The sequence below is a fragment of the Salegentibacter sp. T436 genome (genome assembly GCF_001932675.1).
Classification (GTDB): Bacteria; Bacteroidota; Bacteroidia; order Flavobacteriales; family Flavobacteriaceae; genus Salegentibacter; species Salegentibacter agarivorans.
The window spans coordinates 2,098,557-2,118,584 of record NZ_CP012872.1 but is presented as its reverse complement, the minus strand read 5'-3'; the positions used below and the strand labels follow the sequence as shown (position 1 = coordinate 2,118,584).

The following is a 20,028-nucleotide window of genomic DNA, read 5'->3' as shown; positions in this document are numbered from 1 at the left end:
AAATATATTCGGCTTTATTTAATAGGGCCGAATATGTATTTTTACCACAGAAATCGTTTAGGAAAAAACAGGAAACCTTTCGGCTAAAAAACTTCGGTTCACTGATGTATTTTAAATACCACCAACTGATTAAAACAACAGATAAACAATGAGCATAACAATAGAAAACATTCTCTTAATAGGCTCTCTGTTGTTATTTATTAGTATCCTGGCCGGGAAAACATCTTATCGTTTTGGCGTACCTACCTTAGTACTTTTTCTTGCAGTTGGAATCCTCTCAGGATCAGAGGGAATTGGTGGAATTTATTTTAACGACCCACAACTCGCTCAATTTATAGGAATTGTTGCCCTTAATTTTATTTTATTTTCCGGGGGACTTGATACTAGCTGGAAAACTATAAAACCGGTAATGTGGCAGGGAATTTCTCTTTCCATTCTAGGAGTTTTATTTACAGCGGTAAGTGTTGGCGCCTTTGTTTGGTACATAACAGATTTTACTATTTACGAAGGTTTATTGCTTGGCGCCATTGTTTCTTCTACAGATGCCGCCGCGGTATTTTCCATTTTAAGGGCTAAAAACCTTGCCTTAAAATCTAATTTAAGACCAACCCTGGAGCTAGAAAGTGGTAGTAACGATCCTATGGCCTATTTTCTTACCATTGCCTTTTTAGGTTTGGTGGTGAACCAGGATCAAAGTATTTATAGTATTATTCCGCTTTTTCTTCAGCAAATTTTAATTGGTGCCGCTCTCGGATTTATCTTCGGAAAGTTGAGTAAATTGGTAATTAACCGTATAAAATTAGATTTTGAAGGTTTATATCCCGTTCTCGCTATCGCGCTAATGTTTATTGTATTTTCTGCTACTGATGCACTTGGTGGCAACGGATTTTTAGCGGTTTACTTAAGCGGAGTTTACCTTGGAAACCACAACATTATTCACAAAAAGACAATCATGCGGATGTTTGATGGGCTTGCGTGGTTAATGCAAATTGTACTATTCCTTACTTTAGGATTGCTGGTTTATCCATCGCACATTGTTCCGGTTATAGGCGTGGGTATTTTTATTTCTGTGTTTTTAATATTTATAGCCAGGCCTCTGGGCGTTTTTTTAAGTCTAATATTCTTTAAAATGAAAATGCGCCGCCGTTGGTATATTTCCTGGGTGGGGCTTAGAGGGGCTGTACCTATTGTATTTGCCACTTATCCGCTACTTGCGGGAATTGAAAAAGCCGATATGATCTTTAACATCGTATTTTTTGTATCGCTAACTTCGGTATTAATCCAGGGAACTACATTATCTGTGGTGGCACGTTGGTTGCACGTGGCTTTACCAATGAAGGCCAAACAAAAATCACCGGTAGATGCATTTATGGCCGATGGGGCTAAATCTTTTTTAAGAGAAATTAATATTCCCGAACAAAACCATTCGGTAGGCAAAAGGATTGTAGAATTACAATTTCCAAAGAAAGCAATAATCGCCATGATTTCAAGAGACGATCAATTTATTACTCCAAACGGAAATACGGTTATTGAAGCAGATGATATGCTGGTTGTTTTAACCGAAGATCACAGAACCATGGAAGGTGTTTATGAAAGCCTGAATATAGAACCAGATTTTGAAGAAAAATTAGAATGAAAAAGCCGGTTTGTTATCCAGTAGGTTAAGAATTTTATTTTCAACTTCAATAGAATCCCATTTATTTTCAATCCCTGAAAGCTCCATCACCTCATCCATAATTTTACGTTGATAATCCCCAATTGCCAGAGCTTCAGCATAAGGTTTATCAGAAAAAGTAACCCGGGAATATAACGGTACCCAGGTGTTGGGATGTTTGTTAGAAAACCAGTTTTCAATCTTCTTCCGCAGTAGAAAATCGGGATCTGCAGTTTTGCTGCTCATTTCAATAAAATTACGGTAGCTAAGTTCTGCAATGGCATCTGTATTGGGTTTTCGGGCTTTTTGGTATTCTTCAAAAATACTTTCCCAATCGTCCCCATATTTTTTCATTTTTTGGTTTAATACCAGAATATCTTCAAAACCCGCATTCATTCCCTGCCCATAAAATGGTACAATTGCGTGCGCTGAATCTCCAACCAAAGTCACTTTTTCCCAATAAGACCAGGGATAACATTTTATGGTAACCATACTGCTGGTAGGGTTTTTAAAGAAATCCTTTTTTAAATTTTCAATTTCCTGGTTAATATCTGGAAAATGCTTCTGAAAAAATAGCTCGGCATCGGTTTCGGTCTTGATGCTTTCAAAAGAATTTTCGCCCTCAAAAGGCATAAATAAAGTACAGGTAAAACTACCATCTAAATTAGGCATTGCAATAAGCATAAATTCCCCACGAGGCCAAATATGAAAAGAGGCATTATCCAGTTTATGGCTTCCATCTGGGTTGGGCGCAATGCTCAATTCTTTATAACCAACATTTATAAAATGTTGCGAATAATTAAACCTGCTTTGCCGTTGCATTTTATGTCTAACCCGGGAGAAAGCTCCATCGGCACCAAAAATAAGATCAAATTTATATTCTTTCCACTCCCCTTTTTCACTCTCACCGGTATACAATTTAGCTTCCGCCATATCTATATCCCAAACTTTTTCTTCAAACCTAAAAGTGGTCCCAGCATCTTCGGCCAGGGTGATCATTTTTCGATTTAAAACCCCACGGGAAATAGAATAAATAGCTTCTTCCTCTTTTCCGTATTTCTGAAAATAAAGCGGTTTATCGTTAACGTGCATCGCCCTTTTATCTAAAGGAAGCGCCAGTTTTTTAATTTCATCTTCTATGCCGGCAGCCCTTAAAGATTTCCAGCCGCGGTTAGACATGGCTAAATTTATAGACCTACCGGAAAATTCTACATTTCTAATATCCTTTCTGCGGTCAAATACCTCAACTTCATGGCCGGCTTTTCTAAGAAAAATAGCGAGTAAAGATCCAACCAGGCCTGAGCCAACAATGGCGATTTTTTTGGGTGTTTGCATAAATTCTTGCTGTACATTTTCCAGAAAACGGTTATTAGAAAATGCAATTTTAAGTTACGAATTTACTTATTTCTACTCAATTTAAGGCTCTCTCAGCTATTTAAGAAAAACCTATTTACCATTTAATTAACAGCACTTACTATATGCTTCCCTTAAATTTAATATTAAAATTTATTTAATATGCATAGTACTCAAGCCTTACTAAAATCGGTTACTATTGGAGACCTGGAATTAAAAAACCGGGTTATTATGGCTCCAATGACACGTAATCGCGCTGATAATAAAGATAATGCACCTACCCAGTTACACGCCGAATATTATGCGCAACGCGCCGGTGCCGGACTTATAATCTCTGAAGGTTCTCAAATTTCTGATGCCGCAGTGGGTTATATAAATACCCCGGGAATTTATACCGAAAACCAGGTAAAAGGCTGGGAAAAAGTAACTGAAGCTGTTCACAAAAATGAAGGAAAGATATTTTTACAATTATGGCATTGCGGCCGTATTTCTCACCCTAAATTTCACGATGGAGAAAAACCATTGGCGCCAAGCGCCGTGAATCCAAATACGCAAGCTTATACCCCAGATGGCTTTGAAGACACTGTAGAACCACAAGCGATGAGTGTAGCCGATATAAAACAAACCGTCCTGGATTTTAAACACGCCGCAGAAAATGCCAAACGTGCCGGTTTTGATGGGGTAGAGATTCACGGCTCTAATGGTTATTTAATTCATCAATTTCTCAATAAAAATGCAAATATTAGAACCGATGATTACGGTGGAAGTATCGAGAACCGGGCACGTTTCTTTTTTGAAATTCTTGAAGCGATAAGTGAAGTTTGGCCAGAAAATAGAATTGGAGTAAGGTTTAATCCTTCGCTAAACGACGCCTTTGGAATTACAGCTTCAGAAGAATCAATTGCAACCTTTGATCACCTAATTGAAAAATTAAATGCTTACGATTTAGCGTATTTACATCTCTCTGAACCTTTTACAGATGTTAGCCAGATAGATTACCTGGAAACAAACATTGCGAAACATTACCGCCCTATTTATAAAGGAAAATTAATGATTAACGCAGACTTTGATCAAGAATCAGGAAATAAAGTTATTGACGAAGGTAATGCTGATATGGTTTCATTCGCTAAACTTTTTATTTCTAATCCCGATTTACCAGAGCGCTTTTCTAAGAATGCACCTTTGGCCGAATGGGATGAAGATACTTTTTATACGCCAGGCCCAAAAGGTTACACAGATTATCCCGAATACGATTCTGAAAAACCTAAATAGGAAATTCTTAATTTTAGATTAAATGTCCTTAAAAGCAGGTTAATTGCAGGAAACGTCTAACCAGAAAAAAGTAAATTTAATATTCAACCCTATAAAACTTAAAATATGGATGAGTCGAAAATTGAACAAATGAGGTCCACTTTGAATAAGCTGGAAGACATTAAAAACAGCCAGGAAAGTATTATTGATAAGATAAATCACGTGATTACCGATTTGTTTCAACATCCCGATAAAGAATTGGAGAAAGCAATGAACAGTGCGCACCAAAAATCTTCAGATAACGTAGATGCGGTTCGTGAGGCTATGGAAGAATATGAAATGAGAATTAATAAACTGGAAAATCAAGGCTAATCAACTTTTAAAGAAAAGCTAATGATTCCAGTCTTAAGATGACTAAAGCATAAATTTGCCGATAACAGGTATTTTTATTTTTAGTCATCTTTTTTATTAAACAGATTCTTATGCAACATATTACTTCAGCAGAAATAGGGGAAATGGAAAAACTTTTCCGTCTCAATCTAATTAATAGTGTAACCGGTTATAAATCGGCTAATCTTATCGCTACAAAATCAGAGGAAAAAGGTGTAAATGTGGCGGTTTTTAGTTCGGTTACTCATTTGGGAAGCAACCCTGCATTACTTGGTTTTATTACCCGGCCAACTAAAGAGGTAGCCCGGAATACCTATAAAAATATTAAAGAGAATAAATATTTTACGGTAAATCATATTCAAAAGGATATGATAGAAAGCGCCCATCAAACCGCTGCTAAATATGATGAAGAAATTTCTGAATTCCAGCAAACCGGCCTGGAAGAAGAATATCTGGACAATTTTTTTGCACCCTATGTTAAGCAGTCTAATATAAAATTAGGATGCGAATACGTGAATGAATACTACATTAAAGAAAATGAAACGGTAATGCTTATTGGCGCTATTAAGCATATTTATTTTGATGAAAGTATACAGGCGCCAGATGGCTGGTTGAGGTTGGACGATGCAGAGACTGTGGCTATAAATGGTTTAGATGGTTATGCCCTTCCTAATCTTTTAGATCGCTTTCATTACGCCAGGCCGGGCCAGGAGATCAAGTCGTTTTTTAGGAAAGAAGACTAACCAATTCTAATTAAACTCACTGCACAGATTACCTATATATCTATATTATTCAAAAATTTTAACATTTGAGTTAAACACTAGTTAAAAGCTATTCTTTCAAGTAACATATTCTATAAATTCGTTCATAGCTAATTATTAAAACTATAATATGAGGGATTTAATTTGGCTTATTGTAGTTATCCTTATCATAGGATGGCTTATAGGATATTTTGGATTTGGGGAAGCCGTAGGAAACCTAATCCATATTTTATTAGTCCTGGCCATAATTGGTATTTTATATCGTTTGGCGACCGGTAGAAGACTGTAAACCAAAAATTTATATTTTTCAGTCTTTTTAAAACACGAATTTATTTATTAACTTGTATAAACAATTAACCAACGTAGCATAGCTACACAAAACCAACCAGTATGAGAGATTTAATATGGCTTATCGTAGTATTATTAGTAATAGGATGGCTTATTGGCTATTTTGCATTTCCAGATTTGGGAAGCATAATCCACATTCTAATTGTTATAGCCGTTATCCTAATTTTGTATAAATTATTAACCGGGCGCCGCCTGTAAGTAAGAATTTTTTCGAATCTTATAAACCCTTTGAGAACATCAAAGGGTTTTTTTTGTTTTATCATCTAATCCTAAAAGCTTTCCCATATCCTATTTACCAGCTAAACCTTATCTTCGAAATTAAAAACTAATATGTGGAACTTAAATAATAAATATGCCCTGATTACCGGTGGCACTAAAGGAATAGGTAAAGCTGCAGTTCTGGAATTCCTGGAATTGGGAGCAGAAGTACTCTTTACTTCCAGGACACAAAAGGATATTGACCTTGTTTTAGAGGAATTAAAAGAATACGATAAAAAAATCTACGGAATGGTAGCTGACGTTACCGTAGCAGAAGACCGGCAAAAAATGCACAATTTTATTGATAAAGTCTGGGGCAAATTGGATATTCTGGTAAATAATGCCGGGATAAATATCAGGAAAAAAGCAAATGATTATTCTGAAGAAGAGTTTAGAAAAGTAATGGAAATAAACCTTAACGCTCCTTTTCAACTAAGCCGAAAACTTCACTCCCTACTTCAAAAAAGTGGCAGTGCAAAGATTGTAAATGTCGCGTCTTCTGCAGCGCTGCAGGATGTTGGTACTGGTACGCCTTATGCAATGTCTAAAGCTGGATTATTACAGCAAACAAGAAGTCTTGCAGTAGAATGGGCCGCAGATGGAATTCGGGTAAACGCAGTATCACCCTGGTTTACGGTTACGCCACTCACCCAGGGACTTTTAAGCGAGAGCGATAGAATGGATCCTATTATTAGAAGAACTCCTTTAAAACGAGTTGCAGAAGCTGGCGAAATTGCTTCGATTATTGCTTTCCTGGCAACGGACAAATCGTCTTATATCACCGGGCAAAATATTATCGCAGATGGTGGAATGAGCATTAATGCAATATAAACCCAGTTTTTTGTATCTTTAATGGAAAACCAACACCATGAAAAAACTACTACTTGTTACTTTTCTATTTTCAGTATTTATAAGCTGTAAAAATAACGAAACCAAAATAGGACAGGAAGTTGATACTGAAGCCGAAAAAAGCATTGAGCAACAAATAGCCGAAGCACACGGATTAAATAATTTTGAAGAAGTTGAGGAAATTCAATTTACTTTTAATGTAAAGGTTGGGGATTCACTTAGAACCAGCCGGGAATGGACCTGGAAACCCAAAACCGACGAGATTAGACTTACCGAAGGTGATATTAGCCGCACTTACACCAAAACCGGCGATATTGCTGAAGAGGATAAAGATATAGACCAGAAGTTTATCAATGATTCTTACTGGTTTCTCTTTCCATTCCAAATGGTGTGGAGTGACGCTGAAATTTCTGAAGAAAAAACCGGCCTTGCACCAATTAGTAAAAAAGAGATGAAATATCTCGAGGTTTCTTATAAAGGTGAAGGCGGCTATACTCCTGGTGACACTTATGTAGTTTATTACGAAGACGATTATTTATTAGAGGAATGGATCTACAAATCTGCAGATGGGCAACGGGAAATGCCTACTACCTGGGAAGATTTTGAAGATTTTCAGGGCTTAAAAATTTCTAAATCCCATAAATCTCCCGATGGTAGCTTTGAATTGTTCTTTACCGATATTGTAGTAAAATAAAGATTGAAATAAAAAAGCCACGAACTCATTAATCGCTGAATTCGTGGCTTTTTATTTTTTCTAAAAAGAGGTTTTAATATTTTAAACCGCTCAAAATTTCTCCGGCTCCTTCTGCCGGTTTCCAGTTAGAATCGGGTTCAAAATAGTTCCATAATAAATTTGAAATCTCCCTTTGTAATTGCCAGGCTTCGTTATCCTCATCCCAGGATTCATCTTCATTATTCTTTGTGGCTATATAACACACATAATCTCCAGAAGGCCCATTAACCATAAAAAGTTCAGACCTGGATTTATTGACCATTCCTTGTTTTGCCGCCACCTGTATATAAGGCGGCACTTGTGATAAAGCATAATCCTGGTAAAAAGAATTACCGAGCAACCTATACATTTCGTCACTTGCTGCAGCACTTACCAATTCTCGTTTTCTAATTTGTTCTAGAATTGAAGCCATTTCTCGCGGAGTAGTTTGTCCCCAGCCATATTTTTCCCAGTCTTTATCACGACCTTCTGTTCTTGAGTTTACCCGGGTGTGCTCTAGGCCAAGTTCGGTCATTAATTTATTAATAGCTTCTCCACCACCGGCAAGTTCCTGGTTCCATAAAGAAGTTACATTATCACTGTAACTAATCATTAAGGCCACCAAAGTTCTAAGATCGGTTGTAGTGCTATCTTTATAGAACTGCATCAAACCCGAACCGCCATAAATTCTATCTTCTGAATAAACCAGTGAATCTCTATAGCTTAATTCTCCCTCCTCAATTTTATCAAAAATCTTTACCAGGATAGGCACTTTTACTATACTGGCGGTAGGGAAAATACTATCGGCGTTTATTGCAGCTTCTTTTCCCGTTTTTAAGTGTTTCACATAAACACCAACATCACCTTTAAATGATGCTGTTAATTCTTCTAATTTCTGCTCAAGAATTGAATCAACTTCAACCTGTTGAGCGATATTTTCAGCAATAAAAAAAATCGCTATAAGAGTAGTAAGTATTAGCTTTCTCATTTTGCAATGAATTATTTTAAATCCAGGTTAATTTATTTCAATTTAAAACATTTTTAATCTCTTTTCGAAACTCTATCTTCTTTGGTCTTTTTAAGAATTCCATTCTTCAAAATTTGCCCAAATTGGTACATATCTTCAAAAGAACAATAAAATGGTGCTGGAGCCAGCCTGATTACATTCGGTTCTCGCCAGTCAGTTATTACGCCGTTTTCCATTAAATAATTAAATAATTCCCTTCCTTCCCCGTGTAAAAATACCGAAAGCTGGGTACCGCGCTCTTCCTGATTCGAAGGAGTAATTATTTCAAAACTACTCTCCACTTCCTTGTCAATTTCGTGTAAAACAAATTCAAGGTACGCAACGATCTTATTTCGTTTTTCTATTAAAGCCGGCATTCCCACTTCATCAAACATTTCTAACGAAGCCAAATATGGTGCAAGTGCCAAAACCGGGGCATTAGAAATTTGCCAGGCATCGGCACCGTTTTCGGGTTGAAATTCTGGTTCCATTAAAAAGCGACGTTCTTTGTTATGTCCCCACCAGCCTTCAAAACGCGGAATGTCTTTTTGGTTGTGATATTTTTCATTTATAAAACATCCGGAAGCATTTCCCGGACCACTATTCATATATTTATAACTGCACCAGGCAGCAAAATCAACCTTCCACTCACTAAGTTTAAGCTCAATATTTCCGGCGGCGTGGGCAAGATCCCAACCTACAAAAGCGCCAACTTCGTGTCCCGCTTTTGTGATTTTTTCCATCTCTAAAACCTGTCCAGTATAGTAATTTACACCCCCAATTAAAACCAAAGCGCACTCCTCTCCTACTTCATTGATCTTTGCTATAATATCTTCAGTTCTAAAATTATTTTCACCATCGCGCCTTCTAATTTCAACAATAGCGTCTTTGGGATCATACTCGTGAAAACGCACCTGGCTCGAGATCATATACTGGTCACTGGGAAAAGCTTTTTCTTCACATATAATTTTATAGCGTTTTCCTTCAGGTCTATAAAAGGAAACCATTAGTAAATGCAGGTTTACCGTAAGGGTATTCATTACCGTAACCTCAGCTGGTTTAGCACCAACAACTTTAGCTAGTTTTTCTGAAAACCTTTCGTGATAGTCCCACCAGGGTTTTTCGGCATAGAAATGACCTTCTACGGCAAGATTTGCCCAATCGGTCATTATTTCGTCTACATATTTTTTTGCTGATTTTGGTTGAAGACCAAGTGAATTTCCGGTGAAATAAATCACATTTTTCCCTTCGTGCTGTGGGAAAATAAATTGGTCACGATATGATGCTATTTTATCCTGGGAATCCAGTTCCCGGGCATATTCAAGTGTATTTTGAAATTGCATGTGTGGTTTTAGTTTGAAGTAAAAATACAATTTATTGGCAGAAATCACCCGAAGTGAAAACCAATTGGTATTTGTGTAGAAAGCTATTATTTTAAAAACATTAAATTCTCTAAATTTGGTAAAAATTGAATCTTATGCATTTTCTTCCTGAAGCCATAGACCAGTATATTTTAGAACATTCGGCTAAAGAACCTGAGTTTTTGGCAAAGCTTAATCGCGAAACCAATCAAAAAGTTTTGCAACCACGAATGTTAAGCGGAAATTATCAGGGAAGAATTTTAAGCCTTATTTCAAAAATAATAGCTCCAAAAACTATCCTGGAAATTGGTACTTACACGGGTTATTCGGCTTTATGCCTGGCTGAAGGTTTACCCAAAGAGGGAATTTTGCATACCATAGATATCAATGAAGAATTATACGATTTTCAGCAGAAATATTTCCAGGCTTCAGAATACAAAAATCAGATTAAGCAATATATTGGAGATGCTCAGGAAATAATTCCGCAAATTGAGGAGAAATTTGATTTAGTTTTTATTGATGCCGATAAGCCTAACTATCCCGCATATTTCGATTTAATTATTGAGAAAATGAATCCCGGCGGAGTAATATTATCTGACAATGTTCTATGGAGCGGTAAAGTTGTAGAACCGGTTAAAGCTGAAGATGAATCTACACAAGCCCTTTTAAAATATAATAAAATGCTGGCGGAAGATGAACGCGTAGAAACGGTGATTTTGCCTATTCGCGACGGATTAACTTTAACGCGCGTTAAATAAAGCGTTTTCCTGAACGTTGGTAGAGCATAAAGAAAATAATTGCGAAAATAATTCCTACAGCCGCACCTACTAATACATCACCGGGATAGTGAACGCCTACATAAATTCGACTCAACATAAATAATAACGGCCAGATAAGTACTACCCAAATCCAGGGGTATTTATCTTTTAGTGAAAGGATGAAAAATAGGGCCGCAGCGGCAGAAACCGCAGAATGCCCGGAGAAAAAACTATAGTTATCTGGAGTTTGCAGGATTCTAATAACATCAGCAATTTCGGGTTGATTGTTAGGCCTAAGACGTAAAAAAAAGTTTTTAACAACGTTGGTAAAACCATAAGTTGAAAGCGCCGTTGCAAGAATAAAAAAAGTGGTAAAAAGTGCCTTTTTCCAGTGAAAAGCCACAAAATAAAGAATAAAAAAAGTGATATAAAGCGGGATCCAGTTTTGGATAGTAGTTACGGTGATCCAAAAATTATCGTAAGTTTCAATTCCCAGTCCGTTGAGATAAACAAACAGCTCACGGTCCCATTGTTTTAGCTGTTCTAACATAAATAGTAATTAAAATCTACGTTTTACTGAACCGGTAATCTCGTCAATATCTTCTTTCACTTTATCTATCTCTCCTCTCACATCTTTAGAAATATCGGTATCAATGCCTTGCTTTTCGGCACTTTTCTGAATTTCTGTTTTAATGTCGTTAGAGGCATTACGAAGCATTTTCATCCCTTTACCCATACCACGGGCAATGTCGGGAATCTTATCGGCACCAAAAACCATTACCAGAATAAACAGGATAAAGGCAATTTCGGCACCACTAATAAAAAGAGGTATGATGTTCATAGCAAAACAAATATAGCCACAAATTTAGGTATAAAAAAAGCCGACTCGTTAAAGTCGGCTAAATTTATTTTAGATTTTAGTTTCCAAGGCTCTCCTTGAATTCTTCAAATTTACTGGTAGTTTCTTCTTTAGGCCAGGTATTGTTGTTTACATCAACATCGGCGGTTTCTAAATTTGGATCTACCACCATTTTTACGATTTCCTTATTGGTAGCAATAACTTTTGTAGCTACCTCATCGTTCATTCTCCAAAGCTGTACGGGATATCTTTTCATTTCGGTAGAACCATCGGCGTAAGTGAATTCTACTATTAAAGGCATTGGGATTCCACCCGGTTTTTCAAAAATTACCTGGTAGAAATATTTAGGATCTTTTAATTTCCTTCGTTCTTCTTCAGAAAAATTATCCATCACATACTCTTTTAAAGTAGATGAATTCTCTAAAGCAGATTTTCCCTTTAAGTTTTCATCAAACTCTTCACTATCTTCTTCTACTACATAAATTGCATCAATTTCTTCAGGATCTGCGCCGTAACGTTCCAGGAATTCTTTTCCTTCTTTCGTAGCATTATCTGTAACATAAAGCTTCTTCACTTCTTTAATTCCCATATCTACATTATGGGTAGTATAAAACCATCCTCTCCAAAACCAGTCTAAATCTACGGCTGAAGCATCTTCCATTGTTCTAAAGAAATCTTCAGGGGTGGGGTGTTTAAACATCCAACGATGAGCAAATGTTTTGTAGGCGTGGTCAAAAAGCTCGTGTCCCATTACAGTTTCTCGCAAAATATTTAGCGCGGTTGCCGGCTTACCGTAAGCGTTATTTCCTAACTGGTAAACATTCTCTGGATTAGACATAATTGGTGCGATATACTTTTGATTCCCTTTCATATAAGGAACAATTTTCGCCGGAATTCCTCTTCGAGATGGATATTGCTCTAAAGGAGTAATAGCTTCGGGATATTTTTCTCCAAATTCCTGCTCGGCAAGATACTGGCTAAAGGTGTTTAAACCTTCGTCCATCCAACCCCACTGGCGTTCATCACTGTTTACAATCATTGGGAAGAAGTTATGTCCAATTTCGTGAATAATTACACTTATCATCCCAAATTTAACTCTATCGGAATACGTTCCATCCTCATCGGGACGACCATAATTCCAGCAAATCATTGGATATTCCATTCCCTGGTTTCTAGCGTGAACCGAAACCGCTTTATGATATGGATATTGAAAAGTTTGCTTAGAATAAGATTTTAAAGTGCTGGCTACTGCCTTTGTAGACCATTCTTCCCAAAGTGGATTTCCTTCTTTAGGATATAAAGAAACTGCCATTACATCTTTACCACCAACATCTGTAGCCATCATATCAAGAATAAATTTTCTTGAAGTAGAGAATCCAAAATCTCTAACCATTTCGGCCTTATATTTCCAGGTTTTGGTTTTATTAGAAAAAGACTTTTCGGCTTCTTCGGCTTCAGCTTGAGTTCTAACTATTACAGGCTTATCGTAAGATTTCTTTGCCTTTTCATAACGGCTCATCATTTCTTTGGTATAAACATCCTTGCGGTTTTGAAGTTCTCCTGTAGCCTCCATAATATGATCTGCAGGAACGGTAATATTCACTTCGTAATCACCAAAAGGAAGGGCAAACTCACCACTGCCCCAAAATTGCATATTCTGCCAGCCTTCAACATCGTTATAAACCGCCATTCTTGGGAAGAATTGTGCAATTACATAAGCATTGTTACCATCTTTAGGAAAATGCTCATAACCACTTCTAGCCCTATCGGTAATATGGTTATTGATGTTGTACCACCATTTCATTTCAAACTCAAAAGATTCACCGGGCTCTAAAGCCTCTTCCAAATCTATTCTTAACATCGTTTGATTTATGGTGTAATTTAATTTATCGCCATCGTGAGTTAAACCTACAATATTGAAACCGCCGTCAAACGACTCTTCCATATGCTGACTTACAAAACGTTGTGGAGTAGCCACGGGACTCATTCCACTAGGATTTCGCTCTAAAGCCGGTGCATCTTTCTTACGTACGTTTTGGTCTAATTGCACCCACAAATACTCTAGTTTATCGGGAGAATTATTATAATAAGTAACCTCGGCCTCACCATCTAAACGGGTATTTTTATCGTCCAAAACGATATCCATTTTATAGTCGGCCTGGTTTTGATAATAAGCTTCTCCGGGAGCTCCGGCACCGGTTCGGTATTGATTGGGAGTTGCGAAAGTCTCGTAAAGTTGTTTAAACTTATTGTTATTCTCGTGACCTTCCTGTTTTGGTTGCTGCTCTTCGGCTTCCGATTCCTGGGCCTGAAGACCGCTTACAAAAAGCATCACTAAAGCGAAACTTAAGAGTCTTAATTTGTTCATCAATTATGTTTTAATTTAAAGATTGCTAAAAATAAATATTTTAATCAGGTTTTCCTTAAGGAAATGTGAGTTTTTCTGTCTCTTGCTGCCGCATAAGTAATAAACTTTTGGTTTTGTTATTTACTTTTACGTGCACCACATTTTTCTGGTCATCAAACAAATCGGTTAAAATCTCGTTGGTGACTTCAATTTCATCAAAAGCAGCTACGTTTTCCACTTCAATATAAAGCACCAGTTGATCGGCATCGTATTCTTTTCCCAAATAATTAAGCTGAAGCTCTTCGCCATCTATTTTCAACCTTAATTTCTGATTAAGATATTTAGAAATATGTTCAGTTACGGCGCCTTCTTCTGCTTCTTGAGAAAGCTGAATATCGGCATCAAAACGTTCGTTTAAAACATTCTGAAAATCGTCTATAAAAACCCTGGTAATAATTTGTAAACTTTGCTCCTCGTTATTGTATTCAATCTCTGTAACACTTAGGTAAAACTCGTGAGCGCCAGATTTAAATGCTGAAAGCAAAAAAAAGCTGGCCAGGATTAGGCTTATTTTTCTCATTAATCTTTTTCTCTTCTATAACAAATATTAATCCAAAGCACCTAAAGCTTTAAATTCAACTGATTTGGATTGAAAAAATTCATATAATTCTAAAGGATTTCCAAGAAGAATTTCCAAATCATAATTTTCTGCACAATAATACACAAAATTCATCACCGCACTTTTCGCTATTCCGAAGTCTTCAATTAGCGTATTTTCAGGAATTAAATAAATGGCTTTTTCAATAGTAAATTTAAATTCGTCATTTGTTTTTCTCTTCTTTAACCACGCCGTTCTACCACTAATCCCGTTTATAACCGGGTCTAAAGGTATCGTTCCGGTTAATACCCCCAAAATACTAAGCCTGGTGCCACCGGGACCTGTTGTAGCGGTATATAATTGCCTTTCTACCTGAGATGGAGGCGGTTTTCTGCGCATTGGTGCATTTAAATCGAATTTATTAAAAGTTTCAATTTCTGAAATATCTTTTGCCAGACTTCCTGAGAGCTTATGAAGTTTTACTTCATCTAATTCAGTAAGATCTTCCTCCAGTTTAATTGTAAAATTGTTCTGCTGAAGTTTTTCACGATCTATTACAATCGTTTTCTTTTTGTATTGAACCGAAGAAAAAACTAAAGAATCACCTTTGTTTACCGCTACAGAAAAATGACCTGAAAGTTCACTAACTCCACCTTTTTGCCGGGTAATGTTAATTATGTGAACCGGAGATAAAAGTGGTTCTTCGGTAATTATTTGGCCTGAAAAAATAGTTTCTTGCTGGGAAAACCCAGCAAAAGGTAGCAACAGTATAAAGAAAAAATTAATGCTTTTAATCCTTGATAAACTCATTATATTCTGGAAGCTTTTCTTTAAGAAATTCCATTAGAACCAGGGGATCATTTTTTTTGACTAATTCTTCAAAATTTGGTTTTAAGCTACAATAGTAGAGAAAATCCATAATTTTATTCAAGGGTAAAAGCAAGGTTTCAGTAAAGTACTCATCAGGCACAAATTCCCTGGCCTTATAAACCAGTGCACTTACTCTGTTATTTTCTATAGCTTTTTTAAGTTTTTCCCTTTCTCCAGAAAGCGCTCCAAAAATGAGACCAACAGGATCCATAGGACTGCTCATTGCAACCAATTTGCGCTCTTCAATACTTAGTGGTTCTCTATCAGAAAGGGCAAAACCAATGATTCGTGGATCAAAGGTTTTAATTTCTTCAATATCACTTGCCAGGTTTCCGCTTAATTGGTGCAACCTAACTTCGTCTAATTCTGTAAGGTCTTTTTGCAATTCAACTTTTAAAACTTTGGAAGATAAAATTTCAGCAGTAATTAAAATTTCTTTTTTCTGAAATTGTACTGATGAAAATAATAGCAAATCATTTTCTCTTACTTCTATAGAAAATTCACCGTTTGCTTCGGTTACCGTGCCTTTTTCAGCAGTAATATTTATAATATGAATTGGTGCTTCAATAGAATCAGCAAGAATTTCCCCTTTTAGTAGTACACGATCCTGGGAAAATAAATGAGCTGAAAAAATAAGTAGAAATACAAGAAAGAAACTGCTTTTCATCTATTCAACTATAAGTTTGCGGTAAGATTCACTTTTATTTTCCAGAAACACCACAAGTTCTAAAGCGTGTTCTTTTTTTAAAAATTTTTCCTGAAAACCATTTTCAAAAATATAGGTTAGAAAGTTCATTATATGAGGGGTATCAATTTTTAAATGATTATTAAAGAAATAATCGTCAAACCTGTTACGCAGATTATTTACAATCTCTTTTTCCCTTTTAGCAGGAGATTTAGATTTGGCTCCTATTATGCCAAAATTTGGTTTTCCTATTATTAATCCCACCAACCCTAAAATATTCGCTCCCGCCGGTGCATGGGTTTGGCTGGCATTAAATGCTGCGTTAGGCGTACCTCGTGGAATCACGCTAGTAGGGGAAGGCGGCACATTAATAACCGGCATATTTATTACCTTAATATTGGCAATATCTTCTTCCAGGTTTCCACTAAGATTATGAACCCTTACCTGTTCGAGTTCGGTTAGGGCAGGAAGTAATTTTATATTTAGTGTTTCTTCATTAAGAATTTTAGAAGTAATCTTTATTTCTTTTCGCTGAAATTGCACCGAAGAAATTAACAGCAAATCGTTTTCTGAAACTTCTATCTTAAAATTTCCCGCTTTATCGCTTACACTGCCCTTTTCTTGTGTTATGTTAATGATGTGAATAGGAGCTTCAATACTATCGGCTTTAATTTTACCGGTGAGCTGTATTTTTTCCTGGGCACTTACTGCAAGTACAAAAAAACACGATAAAATAGATAAAAAATATTTCATTGATTGATGTTGATGATGAATAATGATGATTGATGAAGGTTTTTAAGTATTATTCCCGAGCGTGAAATGCTTTATATTCTTTACTTTTTTCTATTAGAAATTCAATTAGGTTTAATTCGTTTCCGTCTTCCAATAAGTCATTATCTAAACCGTGATCTGTAACGTAGTAAATAAAATCATTTATTTTATCTTTTTCAATATCCAGGTTGGTTCTAAAAAACTCATCGTCATAAAGATCCCGTAATTTTTCGTCGAGTTCCTGTTTCGTAAAAGGATTGTTTTCAACCTCAGCCCCTACAAGGAATTTAAAGATGTTCACAAAGTTGAGTCCGTTTACCAGCCTGGTATTTCCGGCAGCCAGAGCTGCATTTCTTCCGGGTCCCATTAAAGAATCGGGTTGTCTTCTAACATTCAAGGCTTCCAATTCGGCTGCAGAATACCGGGGAACATCTGGGTCACTAACAGCAATTCGACTAACATCTACCCTAATATCTCCAGAAAGTTTATTATCAGATAACAGCACCTCTGGCAGTTCGGTAACAGATTCTGTTAGAAAAACATTCATTTCACCAGAATTTATAACGCCTTCTTCTACAACTACTCTAAATTCTTCAAATTGAATGGAAGAAAATACTACCGTATCATTAAGCGCAACACTTAACTTAAATTCCCCGTCGGGATTAGATATGGTACCGCGTGCGGTGTTTCGGTTAAAAATGGTCATTCCCTCTGGAGTATCTTCTTCAGGAACAATAATTTTACCGTTTACCAGAGTGCGTTCCTTCTCCTGGGCAATTAAAATACTGCTGAATAAAATAAAAATAATAAAAAATGTATTCTTTAACATAGTTGTGGTTTTCCTATTAATAAAGTAACAATTCTTAGTCCTTATTTATAGTAAAGCAGCTTGTAAACTTTTGTTAAAACCCCTATTTAGACTAATTTTAAGTCAATATATATTATACTAGCATTAGAAAAATAAAAGCATTTATGAGCAAAGCATTATTGGCCAGCACCTCAACTTTACATGGGCAGGACTACCTGGAATATTTAATTCCGGAATTAAAGGTATTTTTTAAAAATATAGATGAAGTGATCTTTATTCCTTTTGCCCGCCCCGGCGGAATTTCGCACACTGAATACACTAAAAAAGCTTCCGAAGCTTTTAACGAAGCCGGAATTAACTTACGTGGAATTCACGAATTTGAAGATATGACTGAAGCTATAACTCAAGCTAAAGGAATTTTTACCGGTGGGGGTAATACTTTTTTACTGGTTTCTGAGCTCTACCGAAATAAATTAATGCAACCGCTTAAAGAAAGTATTCAAAATGGCGCAGCTTATATGGGCACCAGTGCAGGGACGAATATCGCGGGCTTAACAATGCAAACCACCAACGATATGCCCATAGTCTATCCGCCGAGTTTTAAAACTTTGGCAGTAGTTCCTTTTAATATTAATCCGCATTATTTAGATCCCGATTCAAATTCTACGCATAAAGGAGAAACCCGGGAGACACGAATAAAAGAATTCCACACTATAAATACGCAACCCGTAATTGGACTTAGGGAAGGTAGCTGGATATTGGTTTCAGATAATAAAATTGAGTTAAAAGGTAGCTTGAGCGCTCGCATTTTTAAATCAGAAAAATTACCTTTCGAGATAGAAACCAATTCAGACTTAAGCGAATTAAATTAATATGGACTACCAAAGTATACTAAATACTATAAATGACGAACTGAGTTACCGGGATGTAACCGGCAAAGTTGCCTCTTATATTCCTGAACTCGCCAAAGTAGATCCGCGTAAATTTGGTATGCACGTTTATTGTGGAGACCGGCAACATTTTAGTTTTGGAGATAGCGAAGAGCTTTTTTCTATTCAAAGTATCTCTAAAGTTTTTAGCCTTTCTATGGCTATGCGTATTATGGGTGAAGATCTTTGGGACCGGGTAGATGTAGAACCCTCGGGAGATCCATTTAATTCGTTAAGCCAGTTAGAATACGAAAGCGGTGTGCCCCGAAATCCTTTTATAAACGCCGGCGCTTTGGTAATTTCAGATATTTTAGTAGATCAATTAGAAGATCCAAAACAGGAATTATTAGATTTTGTAAGGAAAATTACCGAAGATAATAGCATTAATTTTGATCTCAAAATTGCAGCTTCAGAACGTTCTACAGGATATAGAAATGTAGCACTGGTAAATTATATGAAAGCATTGGGGAATATTAAATGTGAAGTTGAACCTATTGTAGATTTTTACTTTCACCTCTGTTCTCTGGCAATGTCCTGCAAACAATTAGCCCAGGCCTTTATGATTTTCGCTAATAAGGGTAAAATATTAAGTACAGATGAAGAAATTTTAACGCCTACCTCTGTAAAAAGGATAAATTCTTTAATGCAAACCTGTGGTTTCTATGATGAAGCCGGGGAATTTAGTTTTGAAGTAGGATTACCGGGGAAAAGTGGTGTTGGCGGAGGTATTGTAGCCATTCATCCAGACCAGTATTCAGTAGCGGTTTGGAGTCCTATTTTAAATGAAAAAGGAAATTCAGAATTAGGAATGAAGGCTTTAGAACGCCTTACTTCGCTAACCGGTCTTTCGGTTTTTTAAACCCAAAAATTATTAAAAATAAAAAAATGCTTTCCGCAAACGCAGAAAGCATTTTTTTATAATTGAACACTGTAATATTATTAAAGCGCAGCTACGTGCTTAGCAAGTTGCGATTTTAAGTTCGCAGCTTTATTATCATGTATAATATTTTTCTTTGCTAATTTATCTACCATAGAGATAACAGAAGGCAAAAGAGCTTCAGCTTCTTTCTTCTCAGACTCCTTCAACTTTTTAATTGCGTTTCTGGTAGTTTTATGCTGGTAGCGGTTTCTAAGACGTTTGGTCTCATTGCTACGAATCCTCTTCAATGCTGACTTGTGATTTGCCATTACAAAATTGCTTTAATTATTTTTTAAAGTAGTCCGTAGGGGAATCGAACCCCTGTTACCAGGATGAAAACCTGGCGTCCTAACCCCTAGACGAACGGACCATTAATTTATTTCAAATTGCCTTTTCAGGACTTTAAAAACACAAAACTAAAACTTGTGTTCTGTTGTAGTCCGTAGGGGAATCGAACCCCTGTTACCAGGATGAAAACCTGGCGTCCTAACCCCTAGACGAACGGACCATTTTTTTGTTTCAATGCGGATGCAAAAATACA

The 20,028-nt window shown here is 36.5% G+C and carries 23 protein-coding genes and 2 tRNA genes; 11 read left to right on the top strand and 14 right to left on the bottom strand.

Annotated elements, in window-relative coordinates; all coding sequences use genetic code 11:
• Positions 1 to 148 precede the first annotated feature (148 nt).
• The gene (locus AO058_RS09415) at positions 149 to 1,636 is read left to right on the top strand and encodes a potassium/proton antiporter (RefSeq protein ID WP_075326209.1); all 1,488 of its coding nucleotides are present in this window, start codon (positions 149 to 151) and stop codon (positions 1,634 to 1,636) included.
• Here AO058_RS09415 and AO058_RS09410 read toward each other — a convergent pair.
• On the bottom strand, positions 1,628 to 2,989 hold the full coding sequence (locus AO058_RS09410) for an FAD-dependent oxidoreductase (RefSeq protein WP_075326208.1): 1,362 nt from the start codon (positions 2,987 to 2,989) through the stop codon (positions 1,628 to 1,630). The two genes, AO058_RS09415 and AO058_RS09410, sit on opposite strands and share 9 nt — an antisense overlap.
• Before the next feature lie 180 nt (positions 2,990 to 3,169).
• On the opposite strand from AO058_RS09410, the gene AO058_RS09405 reads away from it, so the two are divergent.
• The 7 genes from AO058_RS09405 to AO058_RS09385 all read left to right on the top strand — a co-directional run bounded on the left by AO058_RS09405 (position 3,170) and on the right by AO058_RS09385 (position 7,558).
• The gene (locus AO058_RS09405) at positions 3,170 to 4,279 is read left to right on the top strand and encodes an alkene reductase (protein ID WP_075326207.1); all 1,110 of its coding nucleotides are present in this window, start codon (positions 3,170 to 3,172) and stop codon (positions 4,277 to 4,279) included.
• A gap of 105 nt (positions 4,280 to 4,384) precedes the next feature.
• Entirely contained in the window at positions 4,385 to 4,630 is a 246-nt protein-coding gene (locus tag AO058_RS09400; protein ID WP_075326206.1) for a hypothetical protein, read from the top strand.
• A 110-nt stretch (positions 4,631 to 4,740) separates the two neighbouring features.
• Positions 4,741 to 5,391, top strand: coding sequence for a flavin reductase family protein (locus AO058_RS09395; protein WP_075326205.1), 651 nt, complete (start codon positions 4,741 to 4,743; stop codon positions 5,389 to 5,391).
• Between the two features lie 148 nt (positions 5,392 to 5,539).
• Positions 5,540 to 5,698, top strand: coding sequence for a lmo0937 family membrane protein (locus tag AO058_RS18370; RefSeq protein ID WP_143083605.1), 159 nt, complete (start codon positions 5,540 to 5,542; stop codon positions 5,696 to 5,698).
• A gap of 101 nt (positions 5,699 to 5,799) precedes the next feature.
• The gene (locus AO058_RS18365) at positions 5,800 to 5,955 is read left to right on the top strand and encodes a lmo0937 family membrane protein (protein ID WP_106197114.1); all 156 of its coding nucleotides are present in this window, start codon (positions 5,800 to 5,802) and stop codon (positions 5,953 to 5,955) included.
• Positions 5,956 to 6,087: 132 nt separating this feature from the next.
• Positions 6,088 to 6,846, top strand: coding sequence for an SDR family oxidoreductase (locus AO058_RS09390; protein WP_075326204.1), 759 nt, complete (start codon positions 6,088 to 6,090; stop codon positions 6,844 to 6,846).
• Positions 6,847 to 6,883: 37 nt separating this feature from the next.
• Positions 6,884 to 7,558 carry a hypothetical protein gene (locus AO058_RS09385; RefSeq protein WP_075326203.1) on the top strand — a complete coding sequence of 225 codons (675 nt, stop codon included), beginning with the start codon at positions 6,884 to 6,886 and terminating at the stop codon, positions 7,556 to 7,558.
• 73 nt (positions 7,559 to 7,631) lie between these two features.
• Here AO058_RS09385 and AO058_RS09380 read toward each other — a convergent pair whose 3' ends face one another.
• Entirely contained in the window at positions 7,632 to 8,564 is a 933-nt protein-coding gene (locus AO058_RS09380; protein ID WP_075326202.1) for a serine hydrolase, read from the bottom strand.
• 53 nt (positions 8,565 to 8,617) lie between these two features.
• Positions 8,618 to 9,925 (bottom strand): kynureninase, encoded by a 1,308-nt coding sequence (gene kynU, locus AO058_RS09375; RefSeq protein WP_075326201.1) that lies wholly within the window; start codon positions 9,923 to 9,925, stop codon positions 8,618 to 8,620.
• 134 nt (positions 9,926 to 10,059) lie between these two features.
• Between kynU and AO058_RS09370 the strand changes: the two genes are divergently transcribed.
• Positions 10,060 to 10,701: an O-methyltransferase gene (locus tag AO058_RS09370; protein WP_075326200.1), complete on the top strand. Its 642-nt coding sequence runs from the start codon at positions 10,060 to 10,062 to the stop codon at positions 10,699 to 10,701.
• Here AO058_RS09370 and AO058_RS09365 read toward each other — a convergent pair.
• The 8 genes from AO058_RS09365 to AO058_RS09330 form a co-directional block, all read right to left on the bottom strand.
• A complete protein-coding gene (locus AO058_RS09365; RefSeq protein ID WP_075326199.1) occupies positions 10,694 to 11,251 on the bottom strand; it encodes a phosphatase PAP2 family protein in 558 nt (185 codons plus the stop codon). The genes AO058_RS09370 and AO058_RS09365 overlap by 8 nt on opposite strands.
• A gap of 9 nt (positions 11,252 to 11,260) precedes the next feature.
• Positions 11,261 to 11,542 (bottom strand): Sec-independent protein translocase subunit TatA/TatB, encoded by a 282-nt coding sequence (locus AO058_RS09360; RefSeq protein ID WP_075326198.1) that lies wholly within the window; start codon positions 11,540 to 11,542, stop codon positions 11,261 to 11,263.
• 76 nt (positions 11,543 to 11,618) lie between these two features.
• Positions 11,619 to 13,928, bottom strand: a complete 2,310-nt coding sequence (locus AO058_RS09355; protein ID WP_075326197.1) for a M1 family metallopeptidase — start codon at positions 13,926 to 13,928, stop codon at positions 11,619 to 11,621.
• Between the two features lie 55 nt (positions 13,929 to 13,983).
• Positions 13,984 to 14,487, bottom strand: coding sequence for a DUF6702 family protein (locus AO058_RS09350; protein ID WP_075326196.1), 504 nt, complete (start codon positions 14,485 to 14,487; stop codon positions 13,984 to 13,986).
• A gap of 27 nt (positions 14,488 to 14,514) precedes the next feature.
• Positions 14,515 to 15,315 (bottom strand): carboxypeptidase-like regulatory domain-containing protein, encoded by an 801-nt coding sequence (locus tag AO058_RS09345; protein WP_075326195.1) that lies wholly within the window; start codon positions 15,313 to 15,315, stop codon positions 14,515 to 14,517.
• Positions 15,296 to 16,042, bottom strand: a complete 747-nt coding sequence (locus AO058_RS09340) for a carboxypeptidase-like regulatory domain-containing protein (protein WP_075326194.1) — start codon at positions 16,040 to 16,042, stop codon at positions 15,296 to 15,298. The genes AO058_RS09345 and AO058_RS09340 overlap by 20 nt, the downstream gene beginning before the upstream one ends.
• The gene (locus tag AO058_RS09335) at positions 16,043 to 16,813 is read right to left on the bottom strand and encodes a carboxypeptidase-like regulatory domain-containing protein (protein WP_075326193.1); all 771 of its coding nucleotides are present in this window, start codon (positions 16,811 to 16,813) and stop codon (positions 16,043 to 16,045) included. It lies immediately after the preceding gene.
• A gap of 49 nt (positions 16,814 to 16,862) precedes the next feature.
• On the bottom strand, positions 16,863 to 17,660 hold the full coding sequence (locus AO058_RS09330; RefSeq protein WP_075326192.1) for a hypothetical protein: 798 nt from the start codon (positions 17,658 to 17,660) through the stop codon (positions 16,863 to 16,865).
• 143 nt (positions 17,661 to 17,803) lie between these two features.
• On the opposite strand from AO058_RS09330, the gene pepE reads away from it, so the two are divergent.
• Both pepE and AO058_RS09320 read left to right on the top strand, forming a co-directional pair.
• Entirely contained in the window at positions 17,804 to 18,511 is a 708-nt protein-coding gene (pepE, locus tag AO058_RS09325) for a dipeptidase PepE (protein WP_075326191.1), read from the top strand.
• Position 18,512: 1 nt separating this feature from the next.
• On the top strand, positions 18,513 to 19,427 hold the full coding sequence (locus tag AO058_RS09320) for a glutaminase (RefSeq protein ID WP_075326190.1): 915 nt from the start codon (positions 18,513 to 18,515) through the stop codon (positions 19,425 to 19,427).
• A gap of 80 nt (positions 19,428 to 19,507) precedes the next feature.
• Here the strand turns inward: AO058_RS09320 and rpsT are convergent, their stop codons facing one another.
• From rpsT to AO058_RS09305, 3 genes are all read right to left on the bottom strand, one after another.
• Positions 19,508 to 19,756: a 30S ribosomal protein S20 gene (gene rpsT, locus AO058_RS09315; protein WP_075326189.1), complete on the bottom strand. Its 249-nt coding sequence runs from the start codon at positions 19,754 to 19,756 to the stop codon at positions 19,508 to 19,510.
• Positions 19,757 to 19,785: 29 nt separating this feature from the next.
• Positions 19,786 to 19,857, bottom strand: a tRNA-Glu gene (locus tag AO058_RS09310).
• A 66-nt stretch (positions 19,858 to 19,923) separates the two neighbouring features.
• A tRNA-Glu gene (locus AO058_RS09305) sits at positions 19,924 to 19,995 on the bottom strand.
• Positions 19,996 to 20,028 lie beyond the last annotated feature (33 nt).

Coding starts and splice junctions, on each gene's coding strand:
- AO058_RS09415 (WP_075326209.1), top strand. CDS start 149: ATGAGCATAACAATAGAAAACATTCTCTTAATAGGCTCTCTGTTGTTA.
- AO058_RS09410 (WP_075326208.1), bottom strand. CDS start 2,989: ATGCAAACACCCAAAAAAATCGCCATTGTTGGCTCAGGCCTGGTTGGA.
- AO058_RS09405 (WP_075326207.1), top strand. CDS start 3,170: ATGCATAGTACTCAAGCCTTACTAAAATCGGTTACTATTGGAGACCTG.
- AO058_RS09400 (WP_075326206.1), top strand. CDS start 4,385: ATGGATGAGTCGAAAATTGAACAAATGAGGTCCACTTTGAATAAGCTG.
- AO058_RS09395 (WP_075326205.1), top strand. CDS start 4,741: ATGCAACATATTACTTCAGCAGAAATAGGGGAAATGGAAAAACTTTTC.
- AO058_RS18370 (WP_143083605.1), top strand. CDS start 5,540: ATGAGGGATTTAATTTGGCTTATTGTAGTTATCCTTATCATAGGATGG.
- AO058_RS18365 (WP_106197114.1), top strand. CDS start 5,800: ATGAGAGATTTAATATGGCTTATCGTAGTATTATTAGTAATAGGATGG.
- AO058_RS09390 (WP_075326204.1), top strand. CDS start 6,088: ATGTGGAACTTAAATAATAAATATGCCCTGATTACCGGTGGCACTAAA.
- AO058_RS09385 (WP_075326203.1), top strand. CDS start 6,884: ATGAAAAAACTACTACTTGTTACTTTTCTATTTTCAGTATTTATAAGC.
- AO058_RS09380 (WP_075326202.1), bottom strand. CDS start 8,564: ATGAGAAAGCTAATACTTACTACTCTTATAGCGATTTTTTTTATTGCT.
- kynU (WP_075326201.1), bottom strand. CDS start 9,925: ATGCAATTTCAAAATACACTTGAATATGCCCGGGAACTGGATTCCCAG.
- AO058_RS09370 (WP_075326200.1), top strand. CDS start 10,060: ATGCATTTTCTTCCTGAAGCCATAGACCAGTATATTTTAGAACATTCG.
- AO058_RS09365 (WP_075326199.1), bottom strand. CDS start 11,251: ATGTTAGAACAGCTAAAACAATGGGACCGTGAGCTGTTTGTTTATCTC.
- AO058_RS09360 (WP_075326198.1), bottom strand. CDS start 11,542: ATGAACATCATACCTCTTTTTATTAGTGGTGCCGAAATTGCCTTTATC.
- AO058_RS09355 (WP_075326197.1), bottom strand. CDS start 13,928: ATGAACAAATTAAGACTCTTAAGTTTCGCTTTAGTGATGCTTTTTGTA.
- AO058_RS09350 (WP_075326196.1), bottom strand. CDS start 14,487: ATGAGAAAAATAAGCCTAATCCTGGCCAGCTTTTTTTTGCTTTCAGCA.
- AO058_RS09345 (WP_075326195.1), bottom strand. CDS start 15,315: ATGAGTTTATCAAGGATTAAAAGCATTAATTTTTTCTTTATACTGTTG.
- AO058_RS09340 (WP_075326194.1), bottom strand. CDS start 16,042: ATGAAAAGCAGTTTCTTTCTTGTATTTCTACTTATTTTTTCAGCTCAT.
- AO058_RS09335 (WP_075326193.1), bottom strand. CDS start 16,813: ATGAAATATTTTTTATCTATTTTATCGTGTTTTTTTGTACTTGCAGTA.
- AO058_RS09330 (WP_075326192.1), bottom strand. CDS start 17,660: ATGTTAAAGAATACATTTTTTATTATTTTTATTTTATTCAGCAGTATT.
- pepE (WP_075326191.1), top strand. CDS start 17,804: ATGAGCAAAGCATTATTGGCCAGCACCTCAACTTTACATGGGCAGGAC.
- AO058_RS09320 (WP_075326190.1), top strand. CDS start 18,513: ATGGACTACCAAAGTATACTAAATACTATAAATGACGAACTGAGTTAC.
- rpsT (WP_075326189.1), bottom strand. CDS start 19,756: ATGGCAAATCACAAGTCAGCATTGAAGAGGATTCGTAGCAATGAGACC.